Source organism: Phenylobacterium sp. (assembly GCF_046463815.1).
Taxonomy (GTDB): domain Bacteria; phylum Pseudomonadota; class Alphaproteobacteria; order Caulobacterales; family Caulobacteraceae; genus Phenylobacterium.
This window is the reverse complement of sequence record NZ_JBKBRO010000026.1, coordinates 1-24706: the sequence shown is the minus strand read 5'-3', so window position 1 is coordinate 24706 and position 24706 is coordinate 1. Positions and strand designations below refer to the sequence as shown.

The following is a 24706-nucleotide window of genomic DNA, read 5'->3' as shown; positions in this document are numbered from 1 at the left end:
TCTGTGCCGGCGCAAGGCCAGCACTTACGGCCCGGCCTTCCCGCTGGCTAGACCGCGCGACGGGCGGGCCGCCGCGAGAACCGCCATTTCAGGGCCAGGATGGCGGCCGAGAGGACCAGGCAGACGACGTTGGCGCCGATGACGGGCCAACTCCCGACCAGAACCCCGTAGACGGTCCAGAGGGTGAAGCCGGTCACGGTCACCACATACATCCTGAACGACACGGAGGAGGCGTCCCGCTCCCGCCAGATCTTGACGATCTGCGGCGCGAAGCTGGTCATCGAGCACAGGGCGGCCCCCGCGCCCACAAGGTCGGCGATGTTCACGGGACGGTGGATCCTCAAGGCTGCGCCGTGGCGTCGATCGGTACGCTAACGACGAGCCGCAGCCCGGGTTGCGCAGGCGTGCGGACGAGTTGGCCGCGCAGCTGCTGGGCGAGCAGATCCATGAGCGTCAGGCCGAAGCCCTGAGGGGCGTCCTGCGCCCAGCCGACGCCGTCGTCGACGACGCAGAGTTCGAGTCCGTCCGCGTTTCGCCGGAGCCCGACCTGAACGCGGCCGGCGCGTCCGTCCGGGAAGGCGTGGGCCAGCGCGTTCCCCAGGCCTTCGACCAGGATGAGGGCCACCGGGGCGCCGATCCGGGCCGGGGCCTTCACCGCCTCCAGCTCCAGGACGATCTCGACCCCAGGGCGGCCGGCGGCGCCGGTCAGTTCGGCCGCGAGCTGCCGCACCATCGTCCCCACATCGATCCAGTCGCCGTCGTGGGCGGGGTTCACCAGGCGCTGGGCGAGGCCCACGGCGCTCACGCGGCGATGGAGGGCGTGCAGCGCCTGGCGGGCGACCTCCTCCGGCGTCCGCCGCGCCTGCAGCAGCATGAGGGAGGAGATGAGCTGGAGCAGGTTCCTGGCGCGATGCTCGGCCTCGCGGCGCAGGGCGGTCTGCGTTTCGAGGGCGCGGCGCAGGACGTCGATCTGCGGGTCGGCCATGGCGGCGCTCCCTTCGTCGCGGTAAAGCGGCGCCATTGTCATAGCGCATGGCGAACCGCCGGTCTGTCATGGCCGTGACACATGGTTTGGGATGCTGGAGAGTCCCGTTACGGAGATTCGACTTGCCGCTTCCGCCACCGCCATCGCCCCCGGCGCCGCCTCGTCGGCATGAGGGCCCGCTTTGGCCGGTGCTGGCGACGGGCGCGGCGGGCCTCACGGCCATCCTCGTCCTCATGGTCCTCGGCCTGGCCGACGCCGGGGCGGCCATCGCGGCGCTGGTGGTGGTCGCCGGCGCCACGGCGCTGGTCCTGATCGCCGCGGACCGCCGCGCCGAGGCCGAGGCGGACCGCGCCGAGCCGGCCATCGCCGGCGCCTCGGGCGAGGCCCCGCCCTACGCGGCGCTCATCAACGCCCTTCCGGACCCCATCCTGGTCATATCGGCGTCCGAGCCCGACGACCTGACCGGCCGCCGCTACGTGTTCGCCAACAGCGCCGCCCGCGACCTGTTCCGCATCGATCGGGGCGAGGGCCTGCTGGTCAGCGTCCTGCGCGATCCGCAGCTGCTGGACGCCGTCGACGAGGCCCTGTTCGCCGCCCGCGACGGCGAGACGATCTATGAGACGGGCGGGGTGCAGTCGCGGGTGTTTCGGGCGCTGGTCCGGCCCATGGGCCTGGCGCTGGACGGCGCCCATCTGGCCCTGCTGTCGTTCCGCGACGAAACCGAGCTTCGTCAGGTCGAGCGGACCCGCGCCGACTTCCTGGCCAACGCGAGCCACGAACTGCGCACGCCCCTCGCCTCGCTAAGCGGCTTCATCGAGACCCTGCGGGGCCACGCCCGGGCGGACGACGCGGTGCGCGAGCGGTTCCTCAGCATCATGCAGATCCAGGCCGACCGCATGAACCGGCTGATCGACGACCTCATGTCGCTCAGCCGGATCGAGCTCAATGAGCACATCGCCCCGTCGGACGAGGTCGACCTGGTGGGCGCGGTCGCCGACGTGGTGGACGCGGTGGGGCCGCTGGCCCGGGAACGGGGCGTGAAGCTGGAGGTGAAGGCTCCGCCCAAGGGGACGGCCCGGGTCGTCGGCGACCGCGACCAGATCGTCCAGGTGGCGCAGAACCTCGTGGACAACGCGCTGAAGTATTCGAGCCAGGGCGGCGTCATCAGCGTGGTCATCCAGGCCGGCCTGTCCGCCGAGGCCGCCGCCGCGGGCCTGCGGCCTGACGCCGCACGGCTGTCGCTGCTGACCCCCGACCACACCGGCGAGACCTACGGCGTGCTGCGGGTCAGCGACCAGGGACCGGGCATCGCCCGCGAGCATCTGCCTAGGCTCACCGAACGGTTCTACCGGGTGGAGGGGCAGAAGAGCGGCGAGCGCTCGGGGACCGGCCTGGGCCTCGCCATCGTCAAGCACATCGTCAACCGCCACCGGGGCGGTCTCGCCGTGGAGAGCGTTCTGGGCGAGGGGGCGACCTTCTCGATCTACCTGCCGCAGATTGCTCAGTATACGGTCGAAACCGTCGACCGTCGCGAAACTGTCATCAAAGTGTAGCAGAGGGACAGCATCGACCGGGCAGGTTGGCCCGGGCTTGGTTCAGGTCCCATCGGGAACCGTCACATGATCAGTTGGGCCGCCCTCGCGGCGCTCGTCCTCTTCTCGGCGGTGACCTACGTGCTGGGCCGCCGCAAGCTGACCGCGCAAGTGGCTGGCCAAGTTGCCGGCCAAGTTGCCGGCCAGGCGGCTGGCGCGCGCAGCCATTCCCGCCCGGGCTACCACGGCGCCTACGTCATGCTGTGGGTGGCGGCCCCGGCGGCCGCGGTCCTCATGCTCCACGGCGCCTTCGGCCCCCGGATCGAGGCGGCCATCGTCAGGGCGGAGGCGCCCGCGGTCGTCCAGGCTCTTGGCGACCAGGAGCGCGCGGTCTTCCACGATGACGCCTGGGCCCTGGCGCACGGCCGGGCGGCCAGCGAAACCCTCTATGCGCCCGACGTGAAGGCGGCGCTCGACGCCGAGGCCGCCCAGGCGCGGAGCCTCGGAATCGCCGTCCACCTGGGCGTCGTCGCCCTGGCGGTCGCGCTGTCGATCGGCGGCTTCTTCTTCGCCTACGGCCGCGTCCGGCCCGAGTTCCGCGCCCGGGAGCGGGTGGAGCAGTGGACCACGGCCGTGCTCGTGGCCTGTTCGGTGGCCGCCGTGCTCACGACGGTCGGCATCGTGGCCTCGCTGGCCTTTGAAAGCTTCCGCTTCTTCCAGGCGGTGCCGCCGCTGAAGTTCCTGTTCGGGACCGAGTGGGACCCGCAGATCGCCATGCGGGCGGACCAGTTCGCCACCTCGGGGGCGTTCGGCGCCGTGCCGCTCTTCGCCGGCACCTTCCTCATCATGCTGATCGCCATGATCGTGGCCGCGCCCATCGGCCTGCTCTCGGCCATCTACCTGGCGGAATACGCCAGCCGGCCGGTCCGGGCGGTGGTCAAGCCGCTGCTGGAGGTGCTGGCGGGGGTTCCGACCGTCGTCTACGGCTTCTTCGCGGCGCTGACCGTGGGGCCGCTGTTCCGCGGCTTCTTCAATGGCCTGGGCGTGGAGCTGATCGGCGGACCGCTGAACGGCCTCGGCCTCTACCTCGCCCAGGTGCAGAACCAGATGGCCCTCGTCGCCGGCGCGGTGATGGGGATCATGCTGATCCCCTTCGTCTCCTCGCTGTCGGATGACATCATCAACGCCGTGCCCCAGTCGCTGCGCGACGGCAGCCTGGCCATGGGCGCGACGCCGTCCGAGACCATCAAGAAGGTGGTCATGCCCGCCGCCCTGCCGGGCATCATGGGGGCCCTGCTGCTGGCCGTCTCCCGGGCGGTGGGCGAGACCATGATCGTCACCATGGCCGCGGGCCTGCAGGCCAAGACCACGCTAAACCCGCTCGACACCGTGACCACGGTCACCGTGCAGATCGTGACCCTGCTCACCGGCGACCAGGAATTCGACAGCCCCAAGACCCTGTCGGCCTTCGGCCTGGGCCTGACGCTGTTCATCATCACCCTGATCCTGAACGTGATCGCGCTCCGGACCGTCCAGAAGTACCGGGAACAGTATGACTGACGCGGCTCTTCCCAAGCCGGGGCCCACGCCCGCCGACCTGCGCGCCGCGGTCACCGCGCGCCTGAAGGCCCGTCGCGCGCGGGAGACGCGGTTCCGCTGGTACGGCCGGCTGGCCATCCTGACGGCGCTCATGTTCCTGGCCGTCCTGCTGGGGCGGATCGTGACCCAGGGCTACACGACCTTCGTCGACTACCGCATGAGCGTGCCCGTCTACGTCGATCCGGCGCGGGTGGACGCCTCGAACCTGGCGGGCGCCGGCTACGACCTGCTGGTGGCCGACGCGGTGCTGGCCAAGCTGGGGGAGAAGGACGACGAGTTCGGCTCGGCCTCGGGCAAGGTCATGGAGCTGCTGTCCACCGACCTCGGCTTCCAGGTCCTCCAGAGGCTGCGGGCCGACCCGTCGCTGATCGGCAAGACCGTCACGGTGACCGGCCCTGTCCGCGCGGACGCGGCGCTCTACTACAAGGGCGAGATCAAGCGCTCGACCCCACAGGAGAGCCGCAGGCTGGACGATCGCCAGATCGCCTGGCTCGACAAGCTGAAGGCGCAGGGGATGGTCTCCTCGGGCTTCAACACCAGCTTCCTGACGCGGTCGGACTCCACCGAGCCCGAGCAGGCCGGCGTGCTGGGCGCCGTGGTCGGCTCGGCCATGATGCTGCTGGTGACCGCCATCCTGGCGGTGCCGATCGGCGTGCTGGCGGCGGTCTATCTCGAGGAGTTCTCGCCCAAGAACCGCTGGACGGCGATGATCGAGGTGAACATCAACAACCTCGCCGCCGTGCCCTCCATCGTCTACGGCCTGCTGGGGCTGGCGGTGTTCATCAACTGGCTGGCCGTGCCGCGCTCCTCGCCCCTGGTGGGCGGCCTGGTCCTGGCCCTGATGGCCCTGCCGACCGTGATCATCGCCACCCGCTCGGCCTTGAAGGCCGTGCCGCCCTCGATCCGCGAGGCGGCCCTGGGCGTCGGGGCCTCCCGGACCCAGACGGTGTTTCACCACGTCTTGCCGCTTGCCCTGCCGGGCGTGATGACCGGCGCGATCCTGTCGCTGGCCCACGCGCTCGGCGAGACGGCCCCGCTGCTGATGGTCGGCATGGTCTCGTTCGTCCCGGGCGTCCCGGCCGGCTTCACCGAGGCAGCCACGGTCCTGCCCGTCCAGGTGTTCATCTGGGAGAACGCCTCCGAGCGGGCGTTCCACGAGCGCACCGCGGCCGCCATCATGGTCCTGCTCGCCTTCATGATCGTCATGAACCTCGCCGCCATCATCCTGCGGCGGCGGTTCGAGCGGCGCTGGTGACATGACCGAACGCCGTCCCATTTCGAGGTCCCCGATGCTGACCCAATCCGACCAGAGCCAGGCCAAGGAGGGTCCGATGCACATCGAACTGCGGCCCCAGGCCCAGCACGCCGTCGACGCCCCGCCCAAGCTTCGGGCCCGCGACGTCAACGTCTTCTACGGCGAGAAACAGGCGCTGTTCGACGTTTCGCTCGACGTGCCGGAGAAGGCCGTCACGGCTCTGATCGGCCCGTCCGGCTGTGGCAAGTCGACCTTCCTGCGTTGCATCAACCGGATGAACGACACGATCCCGACGGCCAAGGTGAGCGGGCGGATCGAGCTGGACGGCGAGGACGTCAACGACCGGAGCATCGACCCGGTCCTGCTGCGCGCCCGGGTGGGCATGGTGTTCCAGAAGCCGAACCCGTTCCCCAAGAGCATCTTCGAGAACGTGGCCTACGGCCCCCGCATCCACGGCATCGCTACGGGCAAGCGCGAGCTGGAAGCCGTGGTCGAGACCTCGCTGAAGCGCGCCGGCCTCTGGGACGAGGTGGCCGATCGTCTGCACCAGCCCGGCACGAGCCTTTCGGGCGGCCAGCAGCAGCGCCTGGTGATCGCGCGCGCCATCGCGGTGAACCCCGAGGTGATCCTGATGGACGAGCCCTGCTCGGCCCTCGACCCCATCGCCACGGCCCGCGTCGAGGAGCTGATCGACGAGCTGCGCGAGGAGTACTGCATCGTCATCGTGACCCACTCGATGGCCCAGGCCGCGCGGGTGTCGCAGAAGACCGCCTTCTTCCACCTGGGCAAGCTGATCGAGGCCGGCAACACGGACGAGATCTTCACCAACCCGCGCGATTCCCGCACCCAGGACTACATCACCGGCCGGTTCGGCTGAGGCGACGCCCATGAACGAGCACATCGTCAAATCCTACGAAGAAGAGCTCAACGCCCTGACGGCGGAGGCCACCCGCATGGGCGGCCTGGCCGAGGCGGCGGTGGCCGACTGCCTCCAGGCGGTGGTCAAGCGCGACCAGGACATCGCCACGGCGGTCGTGGCCCGGGACGAGAAGCTGGACGCCACCGAGCGCGACATCGAGCGGCGGGCCATCCGCCTGATCGCGCTGCGCCAGCCCATGGCCAACGACCTGCGCAGGACGGTCGCGGCCATGAAGATCGCCAACAACCTGGAGCGTATCGGCGACCTCGCCAAGAACATCGCCAAGCGCAGCCTGGTGATCATCGAGGCCGAGCCCATCACCCCGCTCACCCGCTCGATCGAGCGGATGGGCAAGCTGGTGCTGACCCGCCTGACCTCGGTGCTGGACGCCTACAGCCGCTCCGACCTGGAGCGGGCGCTTGCCGTCTGGTCCCAGGACGACGAGGTGGACGAGCACTACAACAGCCTGTTCCGCGAGCTGCTCACCTACATGATGGGCGATCCGCGGACGATCACGGCCTGCACGCACCTCCTGTTCGCGGCCAAGAACCTCGAACGCATCGGCGACCACGCCACCAACATCGCCGAGCTGATCCACTACGAAATCACGGGCGAGGAGATGATCTCCCAGGCCCGGCCGAAGACCGATCCACTGGAAGCCTGACGGGGGCCGATAAGTGACGACGCCAAGGATCCTGATCGTCGAGGACGAAGACTCGCTCGCGACGCTCCTTCAATACAACCTCGAGAAGGAAGGTTACGAGGTCACTGCCGCCGGCGACGGCGAGGAGGCCCTGCTGCAGGTGCAGGAGCGCCTGCCCGACCTGATCGTGCTGGACTGGATGCTTCCCAAGGTCTCGGGCATAGAGGTCTGCCGCCGGCTGCGCCAGCGGCCGGAATCCCGCAACGTGCCGATCATCATGCTGACGGCGCGCGGCGAGGAGACGGACCGCATCCGCGGCCTCGACACCGGCGCCGACGACTATGTGGTGAAGCCCTTCGCCATGAGCGAGCTGGCCGCCCGCATCCGCGCCGTGTTGCGCCGGCTGCGCCCGGGCCTGGCCGAGGACCGGGTCCGCTGCGGCGACATCGTCATCGACCGGGTCGCCCACCGGGTGAAGCGCAACGGCTCGGAGGTCCACCTGGGCCCCACCGAGTTCCGCCTGCTCGACCACTTCATGCAGCATCCCGGCCGGGTGTTCTCGCGCGAGCAGCTGCTGGATGCGGTCTGGGGCTCGGACGTCTATGTGGAGGCCCGCACCGTCGACGTGCACATCGGCCGCCTGCGCAAGGCGCTGAACGCCTCGGAGGGCGGCGACCCCATCCGGACGGTGCGCTCGGCCGGCTACTCGCTCGACATCGACGCCTAGGACCTCGAACCTCCGGCTTGACCGCGGGGGCGTGGGCGGGCGAAAGCGCCCGTCCATGAACATCCTTCTTGTCGGCTCCGGCGGGCGCGAGCATGCGCTGGCCTGGAAGATCGCGGCCTCGCCGCTCGTGAAGCGCCTGGTGGCGGCGCCGGGCAATCCCGGCATGGCCGCCCAGTGCGAGCTGCGGGGCGTCGCGGCGACCGACGTGGACGGCCTCGTGGCCCTGGCTCGGGAGATCGCCGCCGACCTGGTGGTGATCGGGCCGGAATCGGCGGTGGCGGCGGGCCTGGCCGACGCGCTGCAGCTCGCGGGGATTCCCTGCTTTGGACCGACGGCCGGGGCGGGCCAGCTGGAATCCTCCAAGGCCTTCACCAAGGCCTTCGCCGACCGCTACGGCCTGCCGACCTCCGCCTATGTGGTCTGCGAGACCGAGGCGGCGGCCAAGGCCGCGCTGGACGGCTTTTCCGCCCCCTACGTCATCAAGGCCGACGGACTGGCGGCCGGAAAGGGCGTGACCATCGCCCAGGACCGGGGCGAGGCCGAGGCGGCCATCCACGACGCCTTCGGCGGCCGCTTCGGCGCGGCCGGCGCGCGGGTGGTCATCGAGGAGTTCCTGGAGGGCGAGATCGGCTCGCTGTTCGCGCTCTGCGACGGCGAGGCCTCGATGCTGTTCGGCTGGGCCCAGGACCACAAGCGCGCCTTCGACGGGGAGCAGGGGCCGAACACCGGCGGCATGGGGACCTATTCGCCGGCGCCGGTCTTCACGCCCGAGCTGGTGGAGCAGGTCCGCGAGCGCCTGGTGGAGCCCGCCTTCGCCGGCATCGCCGCCGACGGCTCGCCCTACCGCGGCGTACTGTTCGTGGAGCTGATGGCCACCAAGACCGGCCCGAAGCTCGTGGAGTTCAATGTCCGCTTCGGCGATCCCGAGTGCCAGGTGCTCATGCTGCGCCTGGAGAGCGACCTCGTGCCCTATCTTGTGGCCTGCGCCAACGGGACGCTCAAGGACATGCCGCCGCCGGCCTGGCGGGACGAGCAGGCGGTCTGCGTCGTGCTGGCGGCCAAGGGCTATCCCGAGACGCCGAAGGGCGGCGGTGAGATCCGCGGCCTGGACGCCGACCTCGGCGAGGGCGTGGTGGTGTTCCACGCGGGCACGAAGCTGGACGCCGACGGGACGCTGCGCGCGGCCGGCGGGCGGGTGCTGAACGTCTGCGCCCGGGGGGCGACGCTGGAGGCGGCCCGCGAGAAGGCCTATGCGGCGATCGCCAAGATCGATTTCCCGGACGGCTTCTGCCGCACAGACATCGGCTGGCGGGCGCTGGCGCGCTAAGCTTCCTCGGCCAGCGCCTTGAGGGCCGGCAGGGTCTCGTTGGCCCAGCTGTCGGCCAGGGCCGCGACCGCGATCTCGATGTCGGACGGCTCCAGGTCCGCCTCCAGGGCCTCGAAGCCCACGTGGGTCAGCCGCACGTGGGTTCCGCCGACGATGGGCGTGAGCGCGATGGCCACGTCGGTCGACGGCCGTCCCGGATAGCTCCAACTGAACCGCATCCGGCGCGGCGGCGCCACGACCTCCAGCCGGCAGGGCACCGCGTCGGTCAGGTCGCCGGCCTCGCGCCGACGCCGGCTGGGCTGCATGACGAAGCGCTGGCCGACCCTGGGCTGGAAGCCGAACGCCCCCAGCCAACGCCAGGAACGCCCAGGATCGACCATGACGTCCCAGACGCGTTCAGGCGGCGCCTCGATCTCGATGGTGGTGTCGATGTCGACTGTGGCCATGGGGAGGCCTCCGAAGCCGCTTCCCGACCTAAGGTCAAGTCCGACCATCGCGCCTTGCCCCTCCCGGGCCGCCGTCGCTAAAAGAGTTCAAACAACTGTACGAAGGGGAACGCCATGGCCGTCACCGCCGATGTCGCCGCCGAGCAGGCGCGCGAGCAGGCCAATACCGGCACCGAGGCTGTCCCCGAGGCCCAGCGCTTCGACCAGGCCTCGCTGGAGCGCTGGCTGGAGGCCAACGTCGAGGGCTACGAAGGCCCGCTGGAGGTCCGCAAGTTCAAGGGCGGCCAGTCGAACCCGACCTACCAGCTCATCACGCCCGCGAAGAAGTACGTCCTGCGCCGCAAGCCGCCGGGCAAGCTCCTGCCCTCGGCCCACGCGGTCGACCGGGAATACAAGGTCATCTCGGCGCTCTACCCCACGGGCTTCCCGGTGGCCCGCACCTACGGCCTGTGCCAGGACGACGCCGTCATCGGCACCTGGTTCTACGTGATGGACTGCGTGGAGGGTCGCGTCCTCTGGGACCAGACCCTGCCGGCCTATTCCCCGGCCGAGCGCACGGCCATCTTCCGCGCCAAGATCAAGACCCTCGCCGACCTGCACAACACCGACTACGTGAAGGTCGGCCTCGCGGACTACGGCAAGCCCGGCAACTACATGGCCCGGCAGGTGGACCGCTGGACCAAGCAGTACAAGGCCTCCGAGGACCGCCACATCGAGGAGATGGAGCGGCTGATCGAGTGGCTGCCGCGCACCGTTCCGACCCAGGAGCGCACCTCGATCGTCCACGGCGACTACCGCCTCGACAACATGATCTTCCATCCGACCGAGCCTCGCGTGGCGGCGGTGCTGGACTGGGAGCTGTCGACCCTGGGCGAGCCCCTGGCCGACTTCACCTACCTGCTGATGAACTGGGTGAACGGGACCATCTCGCAGCTGCCGGACCTGAAGGCCCACGGCATCCCGACCATCGAGGAGGCGGTCGAGTACTACTGCGAGCTGACCGGCCGCTCGGGCCTGCCCGACCTCAACTGGTTCTTCTCGTACAACATGTTCCGGCTGGCCGGCATCGTGCAGGGCATCCTGGGCCGCGTGCGGGACGGCACCGCCAACCATCCCGACGCCGCCGCCATGGGGCCGCGGGTGCTGGCGCTGTCGCAGGCGAGCTGGGAGTTCGCGAAGAAGGCCGGGGCCTAAAGGCCCGCCAGCAGCCGGTCCAGGGCCGCCTCGTCCTCGAAGACGGCGCGGACGGGCCAGGCGGCCACTTGCGTCCGCCACTCGGGCGGCAGGCGGGTCCAGTCCTTCTCGGTGGTGACGAGGCCCGCGCCGAACTGCGCCGCACGGTCGGCCAGGCGCCGCAGGGTCGCCTCGTCGTAGGCGAAGTGGTCCGGGAAGGGCGCGAAGTCGGCCAAGTCGCAGCCGGCGGCCTTCAGCGCGCGCTCGAACTTCCAGGGCTTGCCGATGCCGGCGAAGGCCACCTGCGGGCCGCTGGGCGGCGGGGCGGCGGGCTCCAGCCGGGCGACCAGCACCGGCACGGCCGACAGCGCCGCCAGGAGCTCAGGATCGGGGGTCGCCATGTCGGCGGGCAGCAGGAGCACGGCGGCGTCGGCGCGGGCCAGGCCGGCCGCCAGCGGTTCGCGCATGGGCCCGGCGGGGAAGACGCGGCCGTCACCGAACGGCCACTCGCCGTTCCGCGTCTCGCCATCCACCACCACGAGGGACAGGGCCTTCGTCAGCGAGGGGTTCTGGTGGCCGTCGTCCATCACCACCACGCGGGCCCCCGCCTGGGCCGCCGCGCGGGCGCCGGCCGGCCGGTCGCGGGAGATCCAGACCGGCAGGTCCCGGGCCAGCATCAGCGGCTCGTCGCCAACCTCGCGGCTGGCGTGGACGGCGGGGTCCACACGGACGGGGCCTTCCAGCGATCCGCCGTAGCCGCGCGCCAGGACATGGCCGCCGAGACGCCGGGCGATCTCGCGCACGATCGGCGTCTTGCCGGTTCCGCCGACGGTGAGGTTGCCGACGCAGATCACCGGGACGCCGGGGTCCTGCGGCCGCGCGCGGGCGATCCGGCGGGCGGTCACAGCCGCCCAGATCCACGACAGCGGCGTCAGCAACGCCCGCGTCACCGGCATCACGCGCCGGTCGCGGTCGTACCACCAGCGGGGCGTGCCGAGCTTCATGCGGGCAGCAGGGGTTCGAGGGCGGCGAGCGCCGTCTCCAGCGCCCGTCCCTGGCGGGTGGCGTAGACCCGAGCCGCCTCGCCCATCCGCCGGGCGGCGGCGGGGTCGTCCAGCAGGCCGCGGACGGCGACGGCCAGCCCGGTGGCGTCCGCGACCTGGATCGCGGCCCCTTCCGCCGTCATCTCGGCATAGAGGTCGGCGGCGTTGAACACGTCGGGCCCGGTGACGATGGCGCAGCCCAGCCGGGCGGGCTCCAGCGGATTGTGGCCGCCGATCCCCGGAACGAAGCTGCCGCCCATCACCGTCACGTCGGCCAGCCGGAAGAAGAGGCCGAGTTCGCCCAGGGTGTCGGCGACATAGACGGGCCCCGCATCCGGCAGGGCGTGAGCGCTGCGTCGCGGTGCGGCCAGTTCGGACGCCACCGCCTCGCCACGCTCGGGATGGCGCGGGGCCACCACCAGCAGGGCGCCGGGGGCGGCCTCCCGTACGGCGCGGGCGATGATGGCCTCCTCGCCGGGATGGGTGCTGGCGGCCAGCACGACCTTGCGCCCGCCCGCGGCCGCGCGCAGCCGCGCCAGCTCGGCGTCGTCGCAGGGCAGGGGGTCGCCCACGTGCTTCAGGTTCAGGCGCGGGCCCACCGCGGCGCCCAGGGCCGCCAGCCGCGCCCCGGTCGCGGCGTCCTGCGGCAGGACGGCGTCGAAGGCGGCGAGCAGGGTGCGCGCGCTGGCCGGCAGGCGGCCCCAGCCCCGGGCGCTGGCTTCGGTGATGCGGGCCGAGACGAGCGCCAGCCGCACGCCGCGCCTGCGGGCGCCGAGGATCAGGTTCGGCCAGAGCTCGCTTTCCACGAGGACGGCGAGGTCCGGCCGCCAGTGGTCGAGGAAGCGCCGCACGGCCCCCGGCGCGTCCACCGGCGCGAACTGGTGGATCACGCCCGGCGGCAGCCGCTGCGTCAGCACCTGCGCCGAGGCGACGGTGCCCGAGGTGATGAGGAGGTTCAGGCCGGGCCGCCGGGCGCGCAGGGCGTCGATCAGCGGCAGCAGGGAGATCGCCTCGCCCACGCTGACGCCGTGCAGCCAGGCGAGCGGGCCGGCGGGCCGGGGCGTGCGCGTGCGGCCCAGGCGCTCCCCGAGGCGGGCCGGGTCTTCCTTACCCTCGCGGGCGCGGGCCCTGAGGATCTTCGGCGCGAGGGGCTCCAGCAGGCCCGTGGCGACGCCGTAGAGGGCGAGCGGCAGCGTCACACCACCTCGGCCGGCGCCAGCCGGCAGCCGTGCGCGCCGTCGGTCTCGATCTGCAGGGTCGCATGGCCGATGTTGAACCGGTGGTGCAGGCCGTCGCACGCCTCGTGCAGGAAGCGGTCGGGATCGCCGTTCTGAGGGCGGACCAGATGGGCGGTGAGCGCCGTCTCGGTGGTCGAGAGCGCCCAGATGTGCAGGTCGTGGACCTCCTCGACGCCGGGCAGGGCGGCGAGCCAGCGGCGCACCTGCTCCACGTCCACGCCGCGCGGCGCGGCGTCGAGCGCCATGTCCATGGAATCGCGCAGCAGGCCCCAGGTGCCCAGGACGATGACGAGCGCGATGATCAGGCTGAGCGCCGGGTCGATCCACAGCAGGCCCGTCCGGGCCATGGCGAAGGCGCCGACCACGACGGCCAGGGAGACGGCGGCGTCGGCGGCCATGTGCAGGAAGGCGCCGCGCACGTTGAGGTCCGAATGGCTGCCGCGCAGGAAGACGGCGGCGGTGATCCCGTTGATGACCACGCCCAGGCCGGCGACCAGCACGACGATCCCGGCCTCGACCGAGGCGGGCTCGCGCAGGCGGTGGGCGGCCTCCGAGACGATGGCCCCCACGGCCACCAGCAGCAGGACGGCGTTGGCGAGCGAGGCCAGGATGGTCGCCTTGCGCAGACCGTAGGTTCGACGCCCCGACGGCGCCCGCTTGGCCAGCACCGCCGCGCCCCAGGCCAGGATCAGGGACAGGACGTCCGAGAGGTTGTGGCCGGCGTCGGCCAGCAGCGCGAGCGAGCCGGTCCACAGGCCCGCGCCGACCTCGGCGGCGACGAAGGCGGTGTTGAGCACGACGCCCAGCGCGAAGGCCCACCCCATGTCCCTGGGCGCGTGGTGGTGATGGTGGCCGTGCCCATGCGAGTGGCCGTGACCATGGTGATGGTCGTGATCGTCGTGATGCGCGTGGGCGTGGGCCATGGAACGCCTATGTCCCCCGAACCGCGGCGCCGATCAAGGAACCACGAAAGACACAAAAGGCACGAAGGGCGGCCTCTTGAGACGCCGCGAAGCGGCGCCCTCCCAAGGATCAAACCACGGAAGACACGGAATACACGGACGGCCCGGCGCTTTACGTGTCCTTCCGTGTATTCCGTGGTTCCTTCAAAGGGACGCCACCGCTGGCGCGGAGGCAGGGGGGCCGGCCCGCGCCTTTCGTGCTTTTCGTGTCTTTCGTGGTTCCGCCGCAGGCGGTCAGCGCGCCACCAGGGCCTCGGCCCGGCGGGTGGCGGCGGAGAGCCTCGCCGACCAGTCCTCGGTCAGGGCGGCGATCTCGGCCTCGCCGGCGTCGGCGGGGACGTGGAGCGGGCCTTCCCAGACCACCGCGCCCCGGCCGAAGGGGAAGGCGAACATCACCTTGTCCCAGGTATCCTCGAGGCGCCAGGCAGGCGCGGCGGCGATGCCCATCAGGAACACCGGCTGGCCCGAGCGCCGCGCGATCTGGAGCGCGCCGGCCTGGATCACCTCGTTGGGGCCGCGCGGCCCGTCAGGGGTGACGACCAGGGCGCCGCCGCCCGCCACCCAGGCGGTGGCCTCGCGGATCGCCGCAACGGCCTGGCGGGCCTTGGCCGAGTCGCCCTTCTTGGCCGAGGAGACGCGGATCGCCGGAAACCCTGACATCGACAGCGCCTGGGCGATGAACTCCCCGTCCGCCGAGGGCGAGACGAGGCAGCGGGTCCGCTTGCGCCACCACTGAGGGGCGGTGGCCAGGCAGAGCGGGATGCGCCCGTGCCAGAAGAGGGCGACGGCGCCGGCCGTGTCGTCCGCCAGCACGGGCTCGACGCACGCGACGTTCTCGTGGCGCCAGCGGACGGTGCGCAGCACCAGCCGCAGGTACATGCCGAGCACCCAGCCGAGGAAGGCCTGGACCCCGTCGCTCCGCAGCACCCTCTTCAAGCGGCCGGCTCCGCCTCCAGGTCCTGGGTCTTGGCGAGCCGGGCGTAGAGGCCCCGCTTCCTGACCAGGCTGGCGTGGTTGCCCGTCTCGACGATGCGGCCCCTGTCGACCACGTAGATGCGGTCGGCGCCGCGCACGGTCGACAGGCGGTGGGCGATGAGGATCACCGTGCGCCCGGCCATCAGGCGGCCCAGGGCCTCCTGAACCTGGGCCTCGCTCTCGGTATCGAGGGCGCTGGTGGCCTCGTCGAGCAGCAGGATGGGCGCGTCCTTCAGGAAGGCGCGGGCGATGGCGATGCGCTGGCGCTGGCCGCCCGACAGGCGCGCGCCGGCCTCGCCCACGGTGGCGTCGTAGCCGCCGGGGAGTTCCAGGATGAAGTCGTGGGCGGCGGCGGCCCGGGCGGCGGCCTCGATCTCGGCTGCGGAGGCCTGGGGCCGGGCGTAGCAGATGTTGGCCCGGATGGTGTCGTCGAACAGGAACGGCTCCTGGGTGACGAGCGCGATCTGGTCCCGGAGCGAGGCGAGCGTCACGTCGCGCACGTCCTGGCCGTCGATCAGCACCCGGCCCACAGTGGGATCGTAGAAGCGCGGGATCAGGTTCAGGATGGTCGTCTTGCCGCCGCCCGAGGGGCCCACGAGTGCGATCGTTTCGCCGCGCCGGACTTCGAACGAGACGCCGGTCAGCGCCGGCGGGCCGCCCGCGCCGTAGGTGAAGCCCACGTCCTCGAAGCGGATGGTGGCCTGGCCGCGCGGCAGCGGGCTCGCGCCGGGCTTCTCCCGGACTTCGGGCTCGACGTCGAGGGCGGCGAACAGGCGCCGGGCCGCGGACATCCCCTCGGCGAAGACGGTCTGCAGGTTGGCGAGCTGGCGCAAGGACTGGGAGGCGACGCCGAGCGCGGCGATGAAGGCCACGAAGGCGCCCACCGTCATGCCGCCCTGCTGCGAGCGCCAGCCGGCGTAGGCGATGACGCCGGCGGTGATCAGGGTCATGAGCAGTTCGGTGGCCGGCGCGGCGCGGGCCCGGGCGTTGGCGCCCTTGGTCAGGTGCTGCTGGCGCCGACGCACCACCTCGGCCACCCGGCCCTCCTCATAGGCCTCCCGGTTCTCCAGCTTCACGACGCGCACGCCGTCCAGGCTTTCCATGATGGCGGTGGAGAGCGCGCTGGTTTCGGCCATGGCGCCCCGGGCGGCCTTGCGGGTGCGCTTGGCGAAACGGCGCATGATCCAGGTCGCGGCCGGGAGCGCCACGACCAGCAGGATCGACAGGGCCCGGTCGTTGGAGACCATCACGCTGATGGCCCCGATCACGATCAGGAAGTGCTGGGTATAGTTGATGACGCCCGAGGTCGCCGCCTCGCGGATCAGGCCGGCGTCGTAGAGCACCGAGGAGACATAGGCGCCGGAGTGCTGACTGCGCAGGTGGGCGAGGTCGGCCCGGACCAGCTTGCCGAAGAGCTGCACCTGGACATCGCCGACCACGGCGTTGCCGATGCGGTTGACCAGGGTCGCCTGGATCACCTGGGCGACGGCGCGGGCGACGGCGTAGGCGGCGATGGTGAGCGGCAGGGCGATGAGGGCGCCCGGCTTGTGGAACACCATCAGGTCGTTGGTGGCGGGCTCCAGGATCTGCACCAGCCGGGTGGTGAACCAGGCCGCGACGATCCCCGCCAGCAGGGCGGCCGCCCAGCCCATCCAGCGGGGGGCCAGATAGACCCGCGCCACGCGGGCGATCAGCTCTCGGCCGGAAAGCTCGGGCGCGGCGCTTTCGCTCATGAGCGTGGGGTCGGACGTTGCGGCGGCGAAGTCAAGCGGAGGGGAGAACCACGAAAGACACGAAAATCACGAATGGGCGCTGAACGCCCCGCCGCCGCGCCAGCGGCGGCATCCCTTCCTAAGGAACCACGGATTGCACGGATGAACACAGATTGAGCCGACGCCGTCCGTGCAATCCGTGTCATCCGTGGCTTGATTCTTGGGAGTCGCCGCTTCGCGGCCTCTCAGAACCCGACCGCCCTTCGTGCTTTTCGTGTCTTTCGTGGTTCATCGGACGGCCCTACTTAGGCGGCCATGACGGACACGCCCGCCAAGGCCCCCTTCGACCTGTCGACGCCGCTCGGGCGCGCGCGGACCTATCTCGACTACCTGTGGAACGACCACGCCTACCTCAGGCTGGGCTTTTCCAACGCCCACTGGATCTCGGAGGAGCTGGTGCGGGCGAACCAGCCCTGGCCGCACCAGCTCGCCGCCTGGAAGGCGCGGGGCATCAGGACCATCGTCAACCTGCGCGGCGGCTTCGACGCCAGCTTCCACGCCCTGGAGAAGGACGCCTGCGAGCGGCTGGGCCTGCGGCTCGTGGACTTCACCATCACCTCGCGCGAGGTGCCGAGCCGCGAGCGGGTGCTGGGCGCCAAGCGGCTCTTCGAGACCATCGAGTATCCGGCCCTGATGCACTGCAAGTCCGGCGCGGACCGGGCGGGCATCATGAGCGTGCTCTACATGCACTTCCGGAAGGGCAAGACGATCCGCGAAGCCATGGACCAGCTCCACCTGCGCTACCTGCACGTCAAGCAGGGCAAGACGGGCGTACTGGACTACACCTTCGAGCGTTACCTCGAGGAGGGCGAGCCGGCCGGCATGAGCTTCCTGGAGTGGGTGGAGAGCCCGATGTACGACCCGGCCGGCATGAAGGCGACCTTCCGCGGCCAGATGTGGGGCTCGCTGCTCACCGAGCGGCTGCTGCGCCGGGAATAGCGACGCCTAAGTCACCTTCGCGACAGACCGGGGTTCCGGGCCATGCGAGGGTGACCGATGAAAGACGCCCTGACCCTTCCAGCCGAAGAGGACTACTGCACGCTGCTGGGCGTGCGGGCCGACGGCGTGGCTCCCATCGTGGACCTTGCCCCATGGACGGAGCTGTCGCAGCTCCGCCGGCTGGCCGAGCGGCTGCTCGCCGACCATGCGAGCTGCGAGGCCGTGGAGGTCTGGCGCGCCGGAACCCTGCTGGACCGGATCGAGCGCGCCTGACCCCTCCCTTAGTGGTGGTCGTCGTCCTCGCCCGGGGACAGCAGCTTGTGGGCGTGGATGATGAAGTAGCGCATCAGGGCGTTGTCGACGGTTTCCTGGGCCTTGGCGCGCCAGGCGCGGAGCGCCTCGTCGTAGCTCGGAAAGGCGCCGACGAGATCGACCTTCTTGAGGTCGCGGAACTGGGGCGGCCCTTCGAGGGACTCGAGTTCGCCGCCAATGACGAGATGCAGAAGCTGCTTGTCGGGCATGGATCGCTTTCGTAGCGGAAGGTCAGTTTCCGCTGCGGATATGCCGGACGCGGTCGAGGATCAATGGGGCGAGGCGCGGCGTCGCGCAGACCAGGCTCGCCTGCACGGGCTTCGGACGGTTGTAGCGGAAGGGCTCGCCCAGGTGGTCGCCCACGAATCCGCCCGCCTCGGTGGCGATCAGGTCGGCGGCTGCCAGGTCCCAGTCGTGCTTCGTTACCGGCGCCACGGCCGCGTCGAAGTCGCCCGAGGCCACCAGGCACATGCGGTAGGCCGTGGAGTTGCGCTGTTGGACGTCCATCGGCGGCCACGGCGTGGGCCAGGCCGGATGAGCGAACAGCTTGGGATCGCCCGCCATCTTGCAGTTCTCCAGTCGCGCGGCGTCGCTCACGCGGATGGGATCGCCGTTGCGCGTGGCGCCCGCGCCCGCCTCCGCCGCATAGGTCTCGGAAAGCTCGGGGGCGAACACCACGCCCGCGACAGGCCGGTCCTCCTCGACGATGGCGAGCGAGATGGACCACCACGGCCGGTCGTTCAGGAAGGCCCGGGTGCCGTCGATCGGATCGACCACGAAGATGCGCCGGCGTGAAAGGCGTCCCTCGTCGTCGGCCGTCTCTTCCGAGAGCCAGCCGTAGTCGGGCCGGGCGGCGGCCAGGCGCTGCTTCAGCAGGGCGTCGGCGGCCAGGTCGGCATTGGTCACCGGCGAGCCGCCGGCCTTGTACTCGATCTGGAGGCCCTGCCGGCGCAGGCGGCCGGCGAGCTCGCCGGCTTCGTGGGCGGCGTCGAGCAGGAGGGCGAGGTCGTCCAGGATCAGCGCCCCGCGATGGCCAGATCGTCCACCAGCAGCGACGGCGAATTGGTCGCCCCGCGGATCTCGAGGTCCGATCCAGGGACCAGGCGGCCGTAGATGTCGATGAGGTTGCCGGCCACGGTGATTTCCGTGACCGGATAGGCGATCTCGCCGTCCTCGAACCAGAAGCCCGCGCAGCCCACCGACCAGTCGCCGGTGTTGCCGTTGAGCGAGGGGCCGAACATCGAGGTGACCAGCAGCCCCGTCCCGGCGTCCTTCATCAGGCCGGCCAGGTCCTTCTCGCCCGGCTGGAGGGTCAGGTTGGTCGGCGCAACGCCGGGGGGGCCGGCCAGGCCGCGTGAGGCGTGGCCGGTGGTGGAAAGGCCGAGCTGGCGGGCGGTGGCGGTGTTGAGCAGCCAGGTGGTCAGCACGCCCGCGTCGACGATGTCGCGGCGTTCGTTGCGCACGCCCTCGTCGTCGAAGGGCGAGGAGCCCAGGCCCCGGACGCGGTGCGGGTCGTCGGTGACGGTCACCCCTTTGGCGAACACCGGCTGGCCCAGCCTGTCCTTCAGGAACGAGGTGCCCCGCGCGATGGAGGGCCCCGAGATGGCGCCGATCAGGGGGCTGAGCAGCGAGGCGGCCAGGCGGTTCTCGAAGATCACCGGCGCGGTGGTAGAGTCGATCTTGCGCGCTCCGAGACGCGATGCGGCCCGGCGGCCGGCCTCGGCGCCCAGGGTCTCGGGCGCGGGCAGGTCGGCTTGCCAGCGGGCCGAGCGGCCGTCGTAACCGGTCTCCATGCCGCCCTCGTCGGCGGCGATGGCCGAGGCGCCGATCGAGAAGCCTGAGGCGCGGTGGACGCCCAGGAAGCCGTCGCTGGTCACCATGGTCCAGCGCGAGGACGACCAGGAGCCGCTGGCGCCGTCGGTGTTGGTCACCTTCGGGACCTCGCGGGCCGCGGCCTCGGCGATGCGGGCGCGCTCCTCCAGCGTCTCGGCGCTGGGTTCGGTGGGGTCGTAGAGGTCGAGGTCGGGCAAGGCGCCCTTGGCCAGGTGGTCCGGGTCGGCGAGGCCGGCGTAGGGGTCCTCGGGCGCCAGGCGGGCCATGGCCACGGCGCGCTCCACCAGCTTGGCGCGGGCCTCGGGCGAGATGTCGGAGCCGGAGACGGTGGCCTGCCGCTGGCCGACGAAGACGCGCAGTCCGAGGTCGCGGGATTCCTCGCGCTCGACCTCTTCCAGCTCGCCCATGCGCACGGTGATCGACAGGCTGCGGCGCTCGGCGCCCACGGCCTCGGCCGCGTCCGCCCCGGCCTTGCGCGCCGCGGCCACCAGATCGTTCAGCAGGTTTTCGTCCATGCCGGCCATATGGCCGAGCGGAGCCCCCGCCACAAGGCTAGGGTATGGCGTAGAACAGAAGCGCCGCAGCCGCCGCGATGTAGGCGACCCAGGTGGCCAGCACGCCCGCGGCCCGGGGCAGGGTGGCCTCGGCGCTGCGCGAGAGGCCCAGGGCATGGAGGATGCGGCCCAGGAACAGCAGCAGGCCCAGGAGGTGGATCAGCAGCGCGGGCGCGCCCGCCAGGGCCAGCACGGCCAGGCCGATCAGGGCGGCGGGCACGTATTCCGTCGCATTGCCGAAGGCCCGAATGGCGCGTTCCAGTTCGGGCACGCCGCCGTCGCCGATGGCCACCTTGTGCTTGCGCCGCTGGCGCGTGACCAGCACTGACAGGATCAGCAGCAGGAAGAGATGCAGGCCGGCCCAGAGGGCGGCGGCGTGCGCGGAAGCCGAAGCATACATGGCGGTCCTCCCCCGAGGCGCGGTTGCGGCAGTTGGGGCGGTTTCGCCCTCGCGCGCAAGACCTCAGTCGACTTCGCGGCCCTCGCCGGGAAGGCCCAGGCTGGCCCACTTCTCGGTGACGGCGGCGACCACCTTGGGGTCCATGCCGAGCTTTTCACCCCATTCGCGGTGGGTCTCGGGCGGCCATTTGTTGGTGGCGTCCAGGCCGATCTTGGAGCCCAGGCCGCTCTCGGGAGAGGCGAAGTCCAGGTAGTCGATGGGCGTGTTCTCGACGACCGTGATGTCCCGGGCCGGGTCCATGCGCGTGGACAGCGCCCACATCACGTCCTTCCAGTCGCGGGCGTCGATGTCGTCGTCCACGACGATCACCCACTTGGTGTACATGAACTGCCGCAGGTAGCTCCAGACGCCCATCATCACGCGCTTGGCGTGGCCGGGGTAGGCCTTCTTCATCGACACCACGGCGATCCGGTAGCTGCAGCCCTCGGGCGGCAGCCAGAAGTCGACGATCTCGGGGAACTGCTGGCGGATCAGCGGGATGAACACCTCGTTCAGCGCCTCGCCGAGCACGCTGGGCTCGTCCGGCGGCCGGCCGGTGAAGGTCGTCAGGTAGATCGGGTTCCGCCGCATGGTGATGGCGCTGACCTGGAAGACCGGGAAGCGCTCGACCGAATTGTAGTAGCCGGTGTGGTCGCCGTAGGGTCCTTCGTCGGCGTACTCGTCCAGGAGGACATGGCCCTCCAGCACGATCTCGGCCTGGGCCGGCACCATCAGGGGCACGGTCTTGGCCGGCACGAGGTCCAGCTTCGCGCCCCGCAGCAGGCCGGCGAACTGGTATTCCGACAGCGTGTCGGGCACCGGGGTCACGGCGGCCAGGATCGTGCCCGGGTCGGCGCCGATCACCGCGCAGGCGGGCAGGGGCTCGGGCTTGCCGGCCGCCTTCCAGCGCCGGTGGTGCTGGGCCCCGCCCCGGTGGGCCAGCCAGCGCATGATGGTGCGGTCGCGGCCCAGGACCTGCATCCGGTAGATGCCGAGGTTGTAGTCGTCCTCCCGATCCTCGGACGGCCCCTTGGTGACCACCAGCGGCCAGGTGATCAGCGGGGCCGGCTCGCCCGGCCAGCAGGTCTGGATCGGCAGCTTCGAGAGGTCGATGTCGTTGCCCTTCAGCACCACCTCCTGCACCGGCGCCTTCTTCACGGTGTGGGGGCGCATGCTCATCACCGTCTTGGCGAGGGGCAGCATGTCCATGGCGTCCTTCAAGCCCCGGGGCGGCTCGGGCTGGCGCAGGAAGGCCAGGAGTTCGCCCACGCTGCGCAGCTCGGCGGCGGTGGTGCGCTCCACGCCCTCGAGGGTCACGCCCATGGCCACCCGCTTCACCGTCCCGAACAGGTTGACCAGGCACGGCATGGACGAGCGCTCGCCGTCGGCGCGGGTCACTTTCTCGAACAGCACGGCGGGTCCCCCCACCGCCAGCAGGCGGCGCTGGATCTCGGTCATCTCCAGGACGGAGGACACCGGCTCGGTCACGCGGACCAGCTCGCCCGCGGCCTCCAGCTTGTCCAGGAACTCGCGCAGCGATCGGTAAGCCATGGGGGCGATTTACCCGCCGGGCCCTGCCGGGTCTAGGATGCGCCCATGACGCGCCTGGACCTCGACGACCTGCCGCCCAAGATCGCCGCGCTGCTGGAGGCCCTGCCGGCCGGCGAGGAGCTGGTGCTGGTCCGGCATGGGGTGGTGGTCGCCCGCCTCACGGCCGAGGGCGGAACGCCCGCCGCCGAGCCCGACGCCGACCTGCCGCCCGAGACGCGGCTGCGCGAGGTGTTCGAGGACTTCCGCGCGGCGATCGAGGACGAGTTCTAGCCGCCCGCCCGCTCCGCCTCCCAGGCCTTCACCACGGATTTCTTGGCCACCTTGCGGAAGCGGCGCTCCAGGAAGGCGCGGAAGCTGCCCGGATGCAGGGTCTCCATCCGGGCGAGCACGCAGGGATAGTCCTTGTAGTGCGGCGTGACGTGGAATGTGGCGGGCTCGGCCTCCATCAGCATCTCGCGCTCGTCGATGGGGACGTCCATCAGCACCAGGCTCCGGTCCTCGCGGCGCAGGCGGGTGAAGAACTTGCCGTTCACCAGGAACGAGGGCTTGCCGTAGCTGGTCCCCTCCTCGCAGCCGGGGAAGGACAGGGCGATGGCGCGCATCTCCTCGTTGGTCATGGCCTTGCTCCTCAACGGTCCGGCGGAGTGTCGCGCACGCGCCTTCATCCGTCACGGCGCTTTGACGGCGGGTCATTCGCGGGCCCATCATCGGCCATGCTCATCGAGACGCTCGAAGACCTGGAGGCGATCTACGCCGCCCCCCTCGCCCCGGCCTCGGTGGTCAAGGAGACCGACCGGATCACCCCGCACTACCGTGCGCTGATCGAGGCATCGCCCTTCGTGGCCCTGGCCACCGCCGGCCCAGAGGGGCTGGACTGCAGCCCGCGCGGCGACGCCGACGCCGTGGTCCGCGTCGCCGACGAGAAGACGCTCATCCTGCCGGACCGACGGGGCAACAACCGCATCGACAGCCTGCGCAACATCGTCCGCGACCCGCGCGTGGCCCTGCTGTTCCTGATCCCCGGTTCGGGCACGACCTTCCGGGTGAACGGCCGCGCCGTGGTCAGCGCCGAGCCGGACCTCCTGGCCTCGCTGGCGGTGGAGGGCCAAGCGCCCCGCACCGCCGTGGTCGTCACCGTGGAGCGGGCCTACTTCCAGTGCGCGCGGGCGGTAGCGCGCTCGGGCCTCTGGGACCCGGCCCGCCACGTCGATCCCGCAAGCCTGCCCACGCCCGGCGAGATCCTGGCCGCGCTCACCGCAGGCGAGGTCGGCGGCAGGGCCTATGACGACGAATGGCCGGCCCGCGCGGCGAAGAGCCTGTGGTGAGCCTCAGGTCGCGGGCTTGAGCGCCAAGGCGTCCAGCGCATCGGCTATGGGGATGAAGAGGTTGAGGCCGGTGGGCGCATCGTTGACTTGGTATCTTGAGACCGAGAGACCCACGACGAAGCCCTTCTCGTCCAGGAGCGGGCCTCCGCTGTTGCCGGGATTTATCCCCACGTCGCTTTGGATGAACGCTTGGCCGTCAAAGGTCCTGTTGGCCGACACGATGCCCTTGGTCCCCGTATTCTGGGACTTCTCATCGAGGAGCGCGCCGATCGCGAAAACGGCCTCCCCAAGGGCCGCTGGCGTAGAGCGAAGCGCCAGGGGCGCCGTCTTCCCGGCGGTCTTGATCAGGGCGACATCCCGCCGGCGGTCCGTCCTGATCACCCCCCCAGCGCCTCGAAGCCGTCCGGCCAGCGGACCTTAACATACCGGGGGTCGCCCACGACGTGGTGGTTGGTGAGCAGATAGCCGTCGTTCGAGATGACGAACCCGGTTCCATGCCCGCCCCCGGCGAAGACGGCCGCCACGGATTGAACGGTGGTGGACAGCGGCCGCGGGGCCGACGAAGCCGTGGCGATCCGGATCGGCTCGCAACGCTGTGAGGCCGCCGCGAGGTTCCGTGTTGGATCGACCGCAACCACCTGCTTGAACCGCTCGTCCGACACGAGATTGCGCTCGGCGGCGGCAACCGCCTGCTGGGACAGGCCGCGCCTGGCCCGCGCATTGAGGCTGGCGTCCACGAATCCGACCGTCTCGATCTTGGCCACGACCTCCCGCCTGAGGGCCGAGTAGACCCGCCATTCGATTCCCATCGTGACCTTGCCCGAGTTCTTGACCAAGCACCCGCAGCAGGACGTCTCCACGCTCATGATCAACGCGCCGACCCGCAGGTCGAGGATGAAGGCTGCGCCCCCGCCGCGCTCGCCAGCAGCGTCCCCACGAGCGCGATCGTTACTCCCGGTTTCATCCTCGCCCCCAAACCCAACGCCATGCCCTCAGGGCGGCATCTGAATCCGATCAGCCTGAGGTTTTCGAGCGGCTAGGGTCCAGCCTCATAACCACCAGATGACGATGGCGGCGAGGCAGACGGCTGCGGCGTAGGTGCAGGCGAGCTTGTCGTAGCGGGTGGCGATGCGTCGGAAGTCCTTGAGGCGGCAGAA

General features: G+C 71.0%; 28 protein-coding genes and 1 pseudogene. 12 read left to right on the top strand and 17 right to left on the bottom strand.

Going from position 1 to position 24706, the window contains the following annotated elements; all coding sequences use genetic code 11:
- Positions 1–47 precede the first annotated feature (47 nt).
- On the bottom strand, positions 48–281 hold the full coding sequence (locus ACK4TT_RS16130; protein WP_409638207.1) for a SemiSWEET family sugar transporter: 234 nt from the start codon (positions 279–281) through the stop codon (positions 48–50).
- Positions 282–340: 59 nt separating this feature from the next.
- Positions 341–985 (bottom strand): sensor histidine kinase, encoded by a 645-nt coding sequence (locus ACK4TT_RS16125; protein WP_410213407.1) that lies wholly within the window; start codon positions 983–985, stop codon positions 341–343.
- Positions 986–1053: 68 nt separating this feature from the next.
- On the opposite strand from ACK4TT_RS16125, the gene ACK4TT_RS16120 reads away from it, so the two are divergent.
- From ACK4TT_RS16120 to purD, 7 genes are all read left to right on the top strand, one after another.
- Positions 1054–2538 (top strand): sensor histidine kinase, encoded by a 1485-nt coding sequence (locus ACK4TT_RS16120; protein ID WP_409638135.1) that lies wholly within the window; start codon positions 1054–1056, stop codon positions 2536–2538.
- A gap of 66 nt (positions 2539–2604) precedes the next feature.
- Positions 2605–4077, top strand: a complete 1473-nt coding sequence (gene pstC, locus ACK4TT_RS16115; RefSeq protein ID WP_410213406.1) for a phosphate ABC transporter permease subunit PstC — start codon at positions 2605–2607, stop codon at positions 4075–4077.
- Complete coding sequence (pstA, locus tag ACK4TT_RS16110; RefSeq protein WP_409638141.1) at positions 4070–5371, top strand: phosphate ABC transporter permease PstA; 1302 nt, start codon at positions 4070–4072, stop codon at positions 5369–5371. Before pstC ends, pstA begins: the two co-directional genes overlap by 8 nt.
- A gap of 76 nt (positions 5372–5447) precedes the next feature.
- Positions 5448–6248 (top strand): phosphate ABC transporter ATP-binding protein PstB, encoded by an 801-nt coding sequence (gene pstB / locus ACK4TT_RS16105; RefSeq protein ID WP_410213419.1) that lies wholly within the window; start codon positions 5448–5450, stop codon positions 6246–6248.
- 10 nt (positions 6249–6258) lie between these two features.
- Positions 6259–6954 (top strand): phosphate signaling complex protein PhoU, encoded by a 696-nt coding sequence (phoU, locus tag ACK4TT_RS16100; protein ID WP_409638147.1) that lies wholly within the window; start codon positions 6259–6261, stop codon positions 6952–6954.
- A gap of 13 nt (positions 6955–6967) precedes the next feature.
- Positions 6968–7660, top strand: coding sequence for a phosphate regulon transcriptional regulator PhoB (gene phoB, locus ACK4TT_RS16095; RefSeq protein ID WP_409638150.1), 693 nt, complete (start codon positions 6968–6970; stop codon positions 7658–7660).
- Between the two features lie 55 nt (positions 7661–7715).
- Complete coding sequence (gene purD, locus ACK4TT_RS16090; RefSeq protein WP_410213405.1) at positions 7716–8987, top strand: phosphoribosylamine--glycine ligase; 1272 nt, start codon at positions 7716–7718, stop codon at positions 8985–8987.
- Here purD and ACK4TT_RS16085 read toward each other — a convergent pair.
- Positions 8984–9433: an SRPBCC domain-containing protein gene (locus ACK4TT_RS16085; protein ID WP_409638156.1), complete on the bottom strand. Its 450-nt coding sequence runs from the start codon at positions 9431–9433 to the stop codon at positions 8984–8986. The two genes, purD and ACK4TT_RS16085, sit on opposite strands and share 4 nt — an antisense overlap.
- A 114-nt stretch (positions 9434–9547) precedes the next feature.
- On the opposite strand from ACK4TT_RS16085, the gene ACK4TT_RS16080 reads away from it, so the two are divergent.
- Entirely contained in the window at positions 9548–10627 is a 1080-nt protein-coding gene (locus tag ACK4TT_RS16080; RefSeq protein WP_409638158.1) for a phosphotransferase family protein, read from the top strand.
- On the opposite strand, the gene lpxK is transcribed toward ACK4TT_RS16080, so the two are convergent.
- The 5 genes from lpxK to ACK4TT_RS16055 form a co-directional block, all read right to left on the bottom strand.
- Positions 10624–11610, bottom strand: a complete 987-nt coding sequence (gene lpxK / locus ACK4TT_RS16075; RefSeq protein WP_409638161.1) for a tetraacyldisaccharide 4'-kinase — start codon at positions 11608–11610, stop codon at positions 10624–10626. The genes ACK4TT_RS16080 and lpxK overlap by 4 nt on opposite strands.
- Positions 11607–12848 carry a 3-deoxy-D-manno-octulosonic acid transferase gene (locus ACK4TT_RS16070; RefSeq protein ID WP_409638164.1) on the bottom strand — a complete coding sequence of 414 codons (1242 nt, stop codon included), beginning with the start codon at positions 12846–12848 and terminating at the stop codon, positions 11607–11609. The genes lpxK and ACK4TT_RS16070 overlap by 4 nt, the downstream gene beginning before the upstream one ends.
- Positions 12845–13810: a cation diffusion facilitator family transporter gene (locus ACK4TT_RS16065; RefSeq protein ID WP_409638167.1), complete on the bottom strand. Its 966-nt coding sequence runs from the start codon at positions 13808–13810 to the stop codon at positions 12845–12847. The genes ACK4TT_RS16070 and ACK4TT_RS16065 overlap by 4 nt, the downstream gene beginning before the upstream one ends.
- Positions 13811–14083: 273 nt before the next feature.
- Positions 14084–14776, bottom strand: coding sequence for a lysophospholipid acyltransferase family protein (locus ACK4TT_RS16060; protein ID WP_409638210.1), 693 nt, complete (start codon positions 14774–14776; stop codon positions 14084–14086).
- Between the two features lie 5 nt (positions 14777–14781).
- Positions 14782–16557 (bottom strand): ABC transporter ATP-binding protein, encoded by a 1776-nt coding sequence (locus ACK4TT_RS16055; protein ID WP_409638170.1) that lies wholly within the window; start codon positions 16555–16557, stop codon positions 14782–14784.
- A gap of 294 nt (positions 16558–16851) precedes the next feature.
- Between ACK4TT_RS16055 and ACK4TT_RS16050 the strand changes: the two genes are divergently transcribed.
- Positions 16852–17535, top strand: a complete 684-nt coding sequence (locus tag ACK4TT_RS16050; RefSeq protein ID WP_409638173.1) for a fused DSP-PTPase phosphatase/NAD kinase-like protein — start codon at positions 16852–16854, stop codon at positions 17533–17535.
- A gap of 57 nt (positions 17536–17592) precedes the next feature.
- Positions 17593–17808 carry a hypothetical protein gene (locus ACK4TT_RS16045; protein WP_409638176.1) on the top strand — a complete coding sequence of 72 codons (216 nt, stop codon included), beginning with the start codon at positions 17593–17595 and terminating at the stop codon, positions 17806–17808.
- Positions 17809–17816: 8 nt separating this feature from the next.
- On the opposite strand, the gene ACK4TT_RS16040 is transcribed toward ACK4TT_RS16045, so the two are convergent.
- The 5 genes from ACK4TT_RS16040 to ACK4TT_RS16020 form a co-directional block, all read right to left on the bottom strand.
- Positions 17817–18056, bottom strand: a complete 240-nt coding sequence (locus tag ACK4TT_RS16040) for a DUF4170 domain-containing protein (RefSeq protein ID WP_409638179.1) — start codon at positions 18054–18056, stop codon at positions 17817–17819.
- A gap of 22 nt (positions 18057–18078) precedes the next feature.
- Entirely contained in the window at positions 18079–18861 is a 783-nt protein-coding gene (locus ACK4TT_RS16035; protein WP_409638213.1) for an inositol monophosphatase family protein, read from the bottom strand.
- A gap of 2 nt (positions 18862–18863) precedes the next feature.
- On the bottom strand, positions 18864–20195 hold the full coding sequence (locus ACK4TT_RS16030; RefSeq protein WP_409638182.1) for a TldD/PmbA family protein: 1332 nt from the start codon (positions 20193–20195) through the stop codon (positions 18864–18866).
- 37 nt (positions 20196–20232) lie between these two features.
- Positions 20233–20634 carry an MAPEG family protein gene (locus ACK4TT_RS16025; RefSeq protein ID WP_410213404.1) on the bottom strand — a complete coding sequence of 134 codons (402 nt, stop codon included), beginning with the start codon at positions 20632–20634 and terminating at the stop codon, positions 20233–20235.
- A gap of 63 nt (positions 20635–20697) precedes the next feature.
- Entirely contained in the window at positions 20698–22224 is a 1527-nt protein-coding gene (locus ACK4TT_RS16020; RefSeq protein ID WP_409638188.1) for a UbiD family decarboxylase, read from the bottom strand.
- 45 nt (positions 22225–22269) lie between these two features.
- Here ACK4TT_RS16020 and ACK4TT_RS16015 point away from each other — a divergent pair, with 45 nt between their 5' ends.
- A complete protein-coding gene (locus tag ACK4TT_RS16015; RefSeq protein ID WP_409638191.1) occupies positions 22270–22494 on the top strand; it encodes a type II toxin-antitoxin system Phd/YefM family antitoxin in 225 nt (74 codons plus the stop codon).
- Here ACK4TT_RS16015 and ACK4TT_RS16010 read toward each other — a convergent pair.
- Positions 22491–22841, bottom strand: a complete 351-nt coding sequence (locus ACK4TT_RS16010; RefSeq protein ID WP_409638194.1) for an MmcQ/YjbR family DNA-binding protein — start codon at positions 22839–22841, stop codon at positions 22491–22493. The genes ACK4TT_RS16015 and ACK4TT_RS16010 overlap by 4 nt on opposite strands.
- A 96-nt stretch (positions 22842–22937) precedes the next feature.
- On the opposite strand from ACK4TT_RS16010, the gene ACK4TT_RS16005 reads away from it, so the two are divergent.
- On the top strand, positions 22938–23549 hold the full coding sequence (locus ACK4TT_RS16005) for a pyridoxamine 5'-phosphate oxidase family protein (protein WP_410213403.1): 612 nt from the start codon (positions 22938–22940) through the stop codon (positions 23547–23549).
- Between the two features lie 3 nt (positions 23550–23552).
- Here the strand turns inward: ACK4TT_RS16005 and ACK4TT_RS16000 are convergent, their stop codons facing one another.
- The 3 genes and pseudogenes from ACK4TT_RS16000 to ACK4TT_RS15990 form a co-directional block, all read right to left on the bottom strand.
- Positions 23553–23930, bottom strand: coding sequence for a S1C family serine protease (locus ACK4TT_RS16000; protein WP_410213402.1), 378 nt, complete (start codon positions 23928–23930; stop codon positions 23553–23555).
- A complete protein-coding gene (locus ACK4TT_RS15995) occupies positions 23927–24415 on the bottom strand; it encodes a hypothetical protein (protein WP_410213401.1) in 489 nt (162 codons plus the stop codon). The genes ACK4TT_RS16000 and ACK4TT_RS15995 overlap by 4 nt, the downstream gene beginning before the upstream one ends.
- Positions 24416–24598: 183 nt before the next feature.
- A pseudogene (locus tag ACK4TT_RS15990) lies at positions 24599–24706 on the bottom strand (IS5/IS1182 family transposase); the annotation flags it as partial.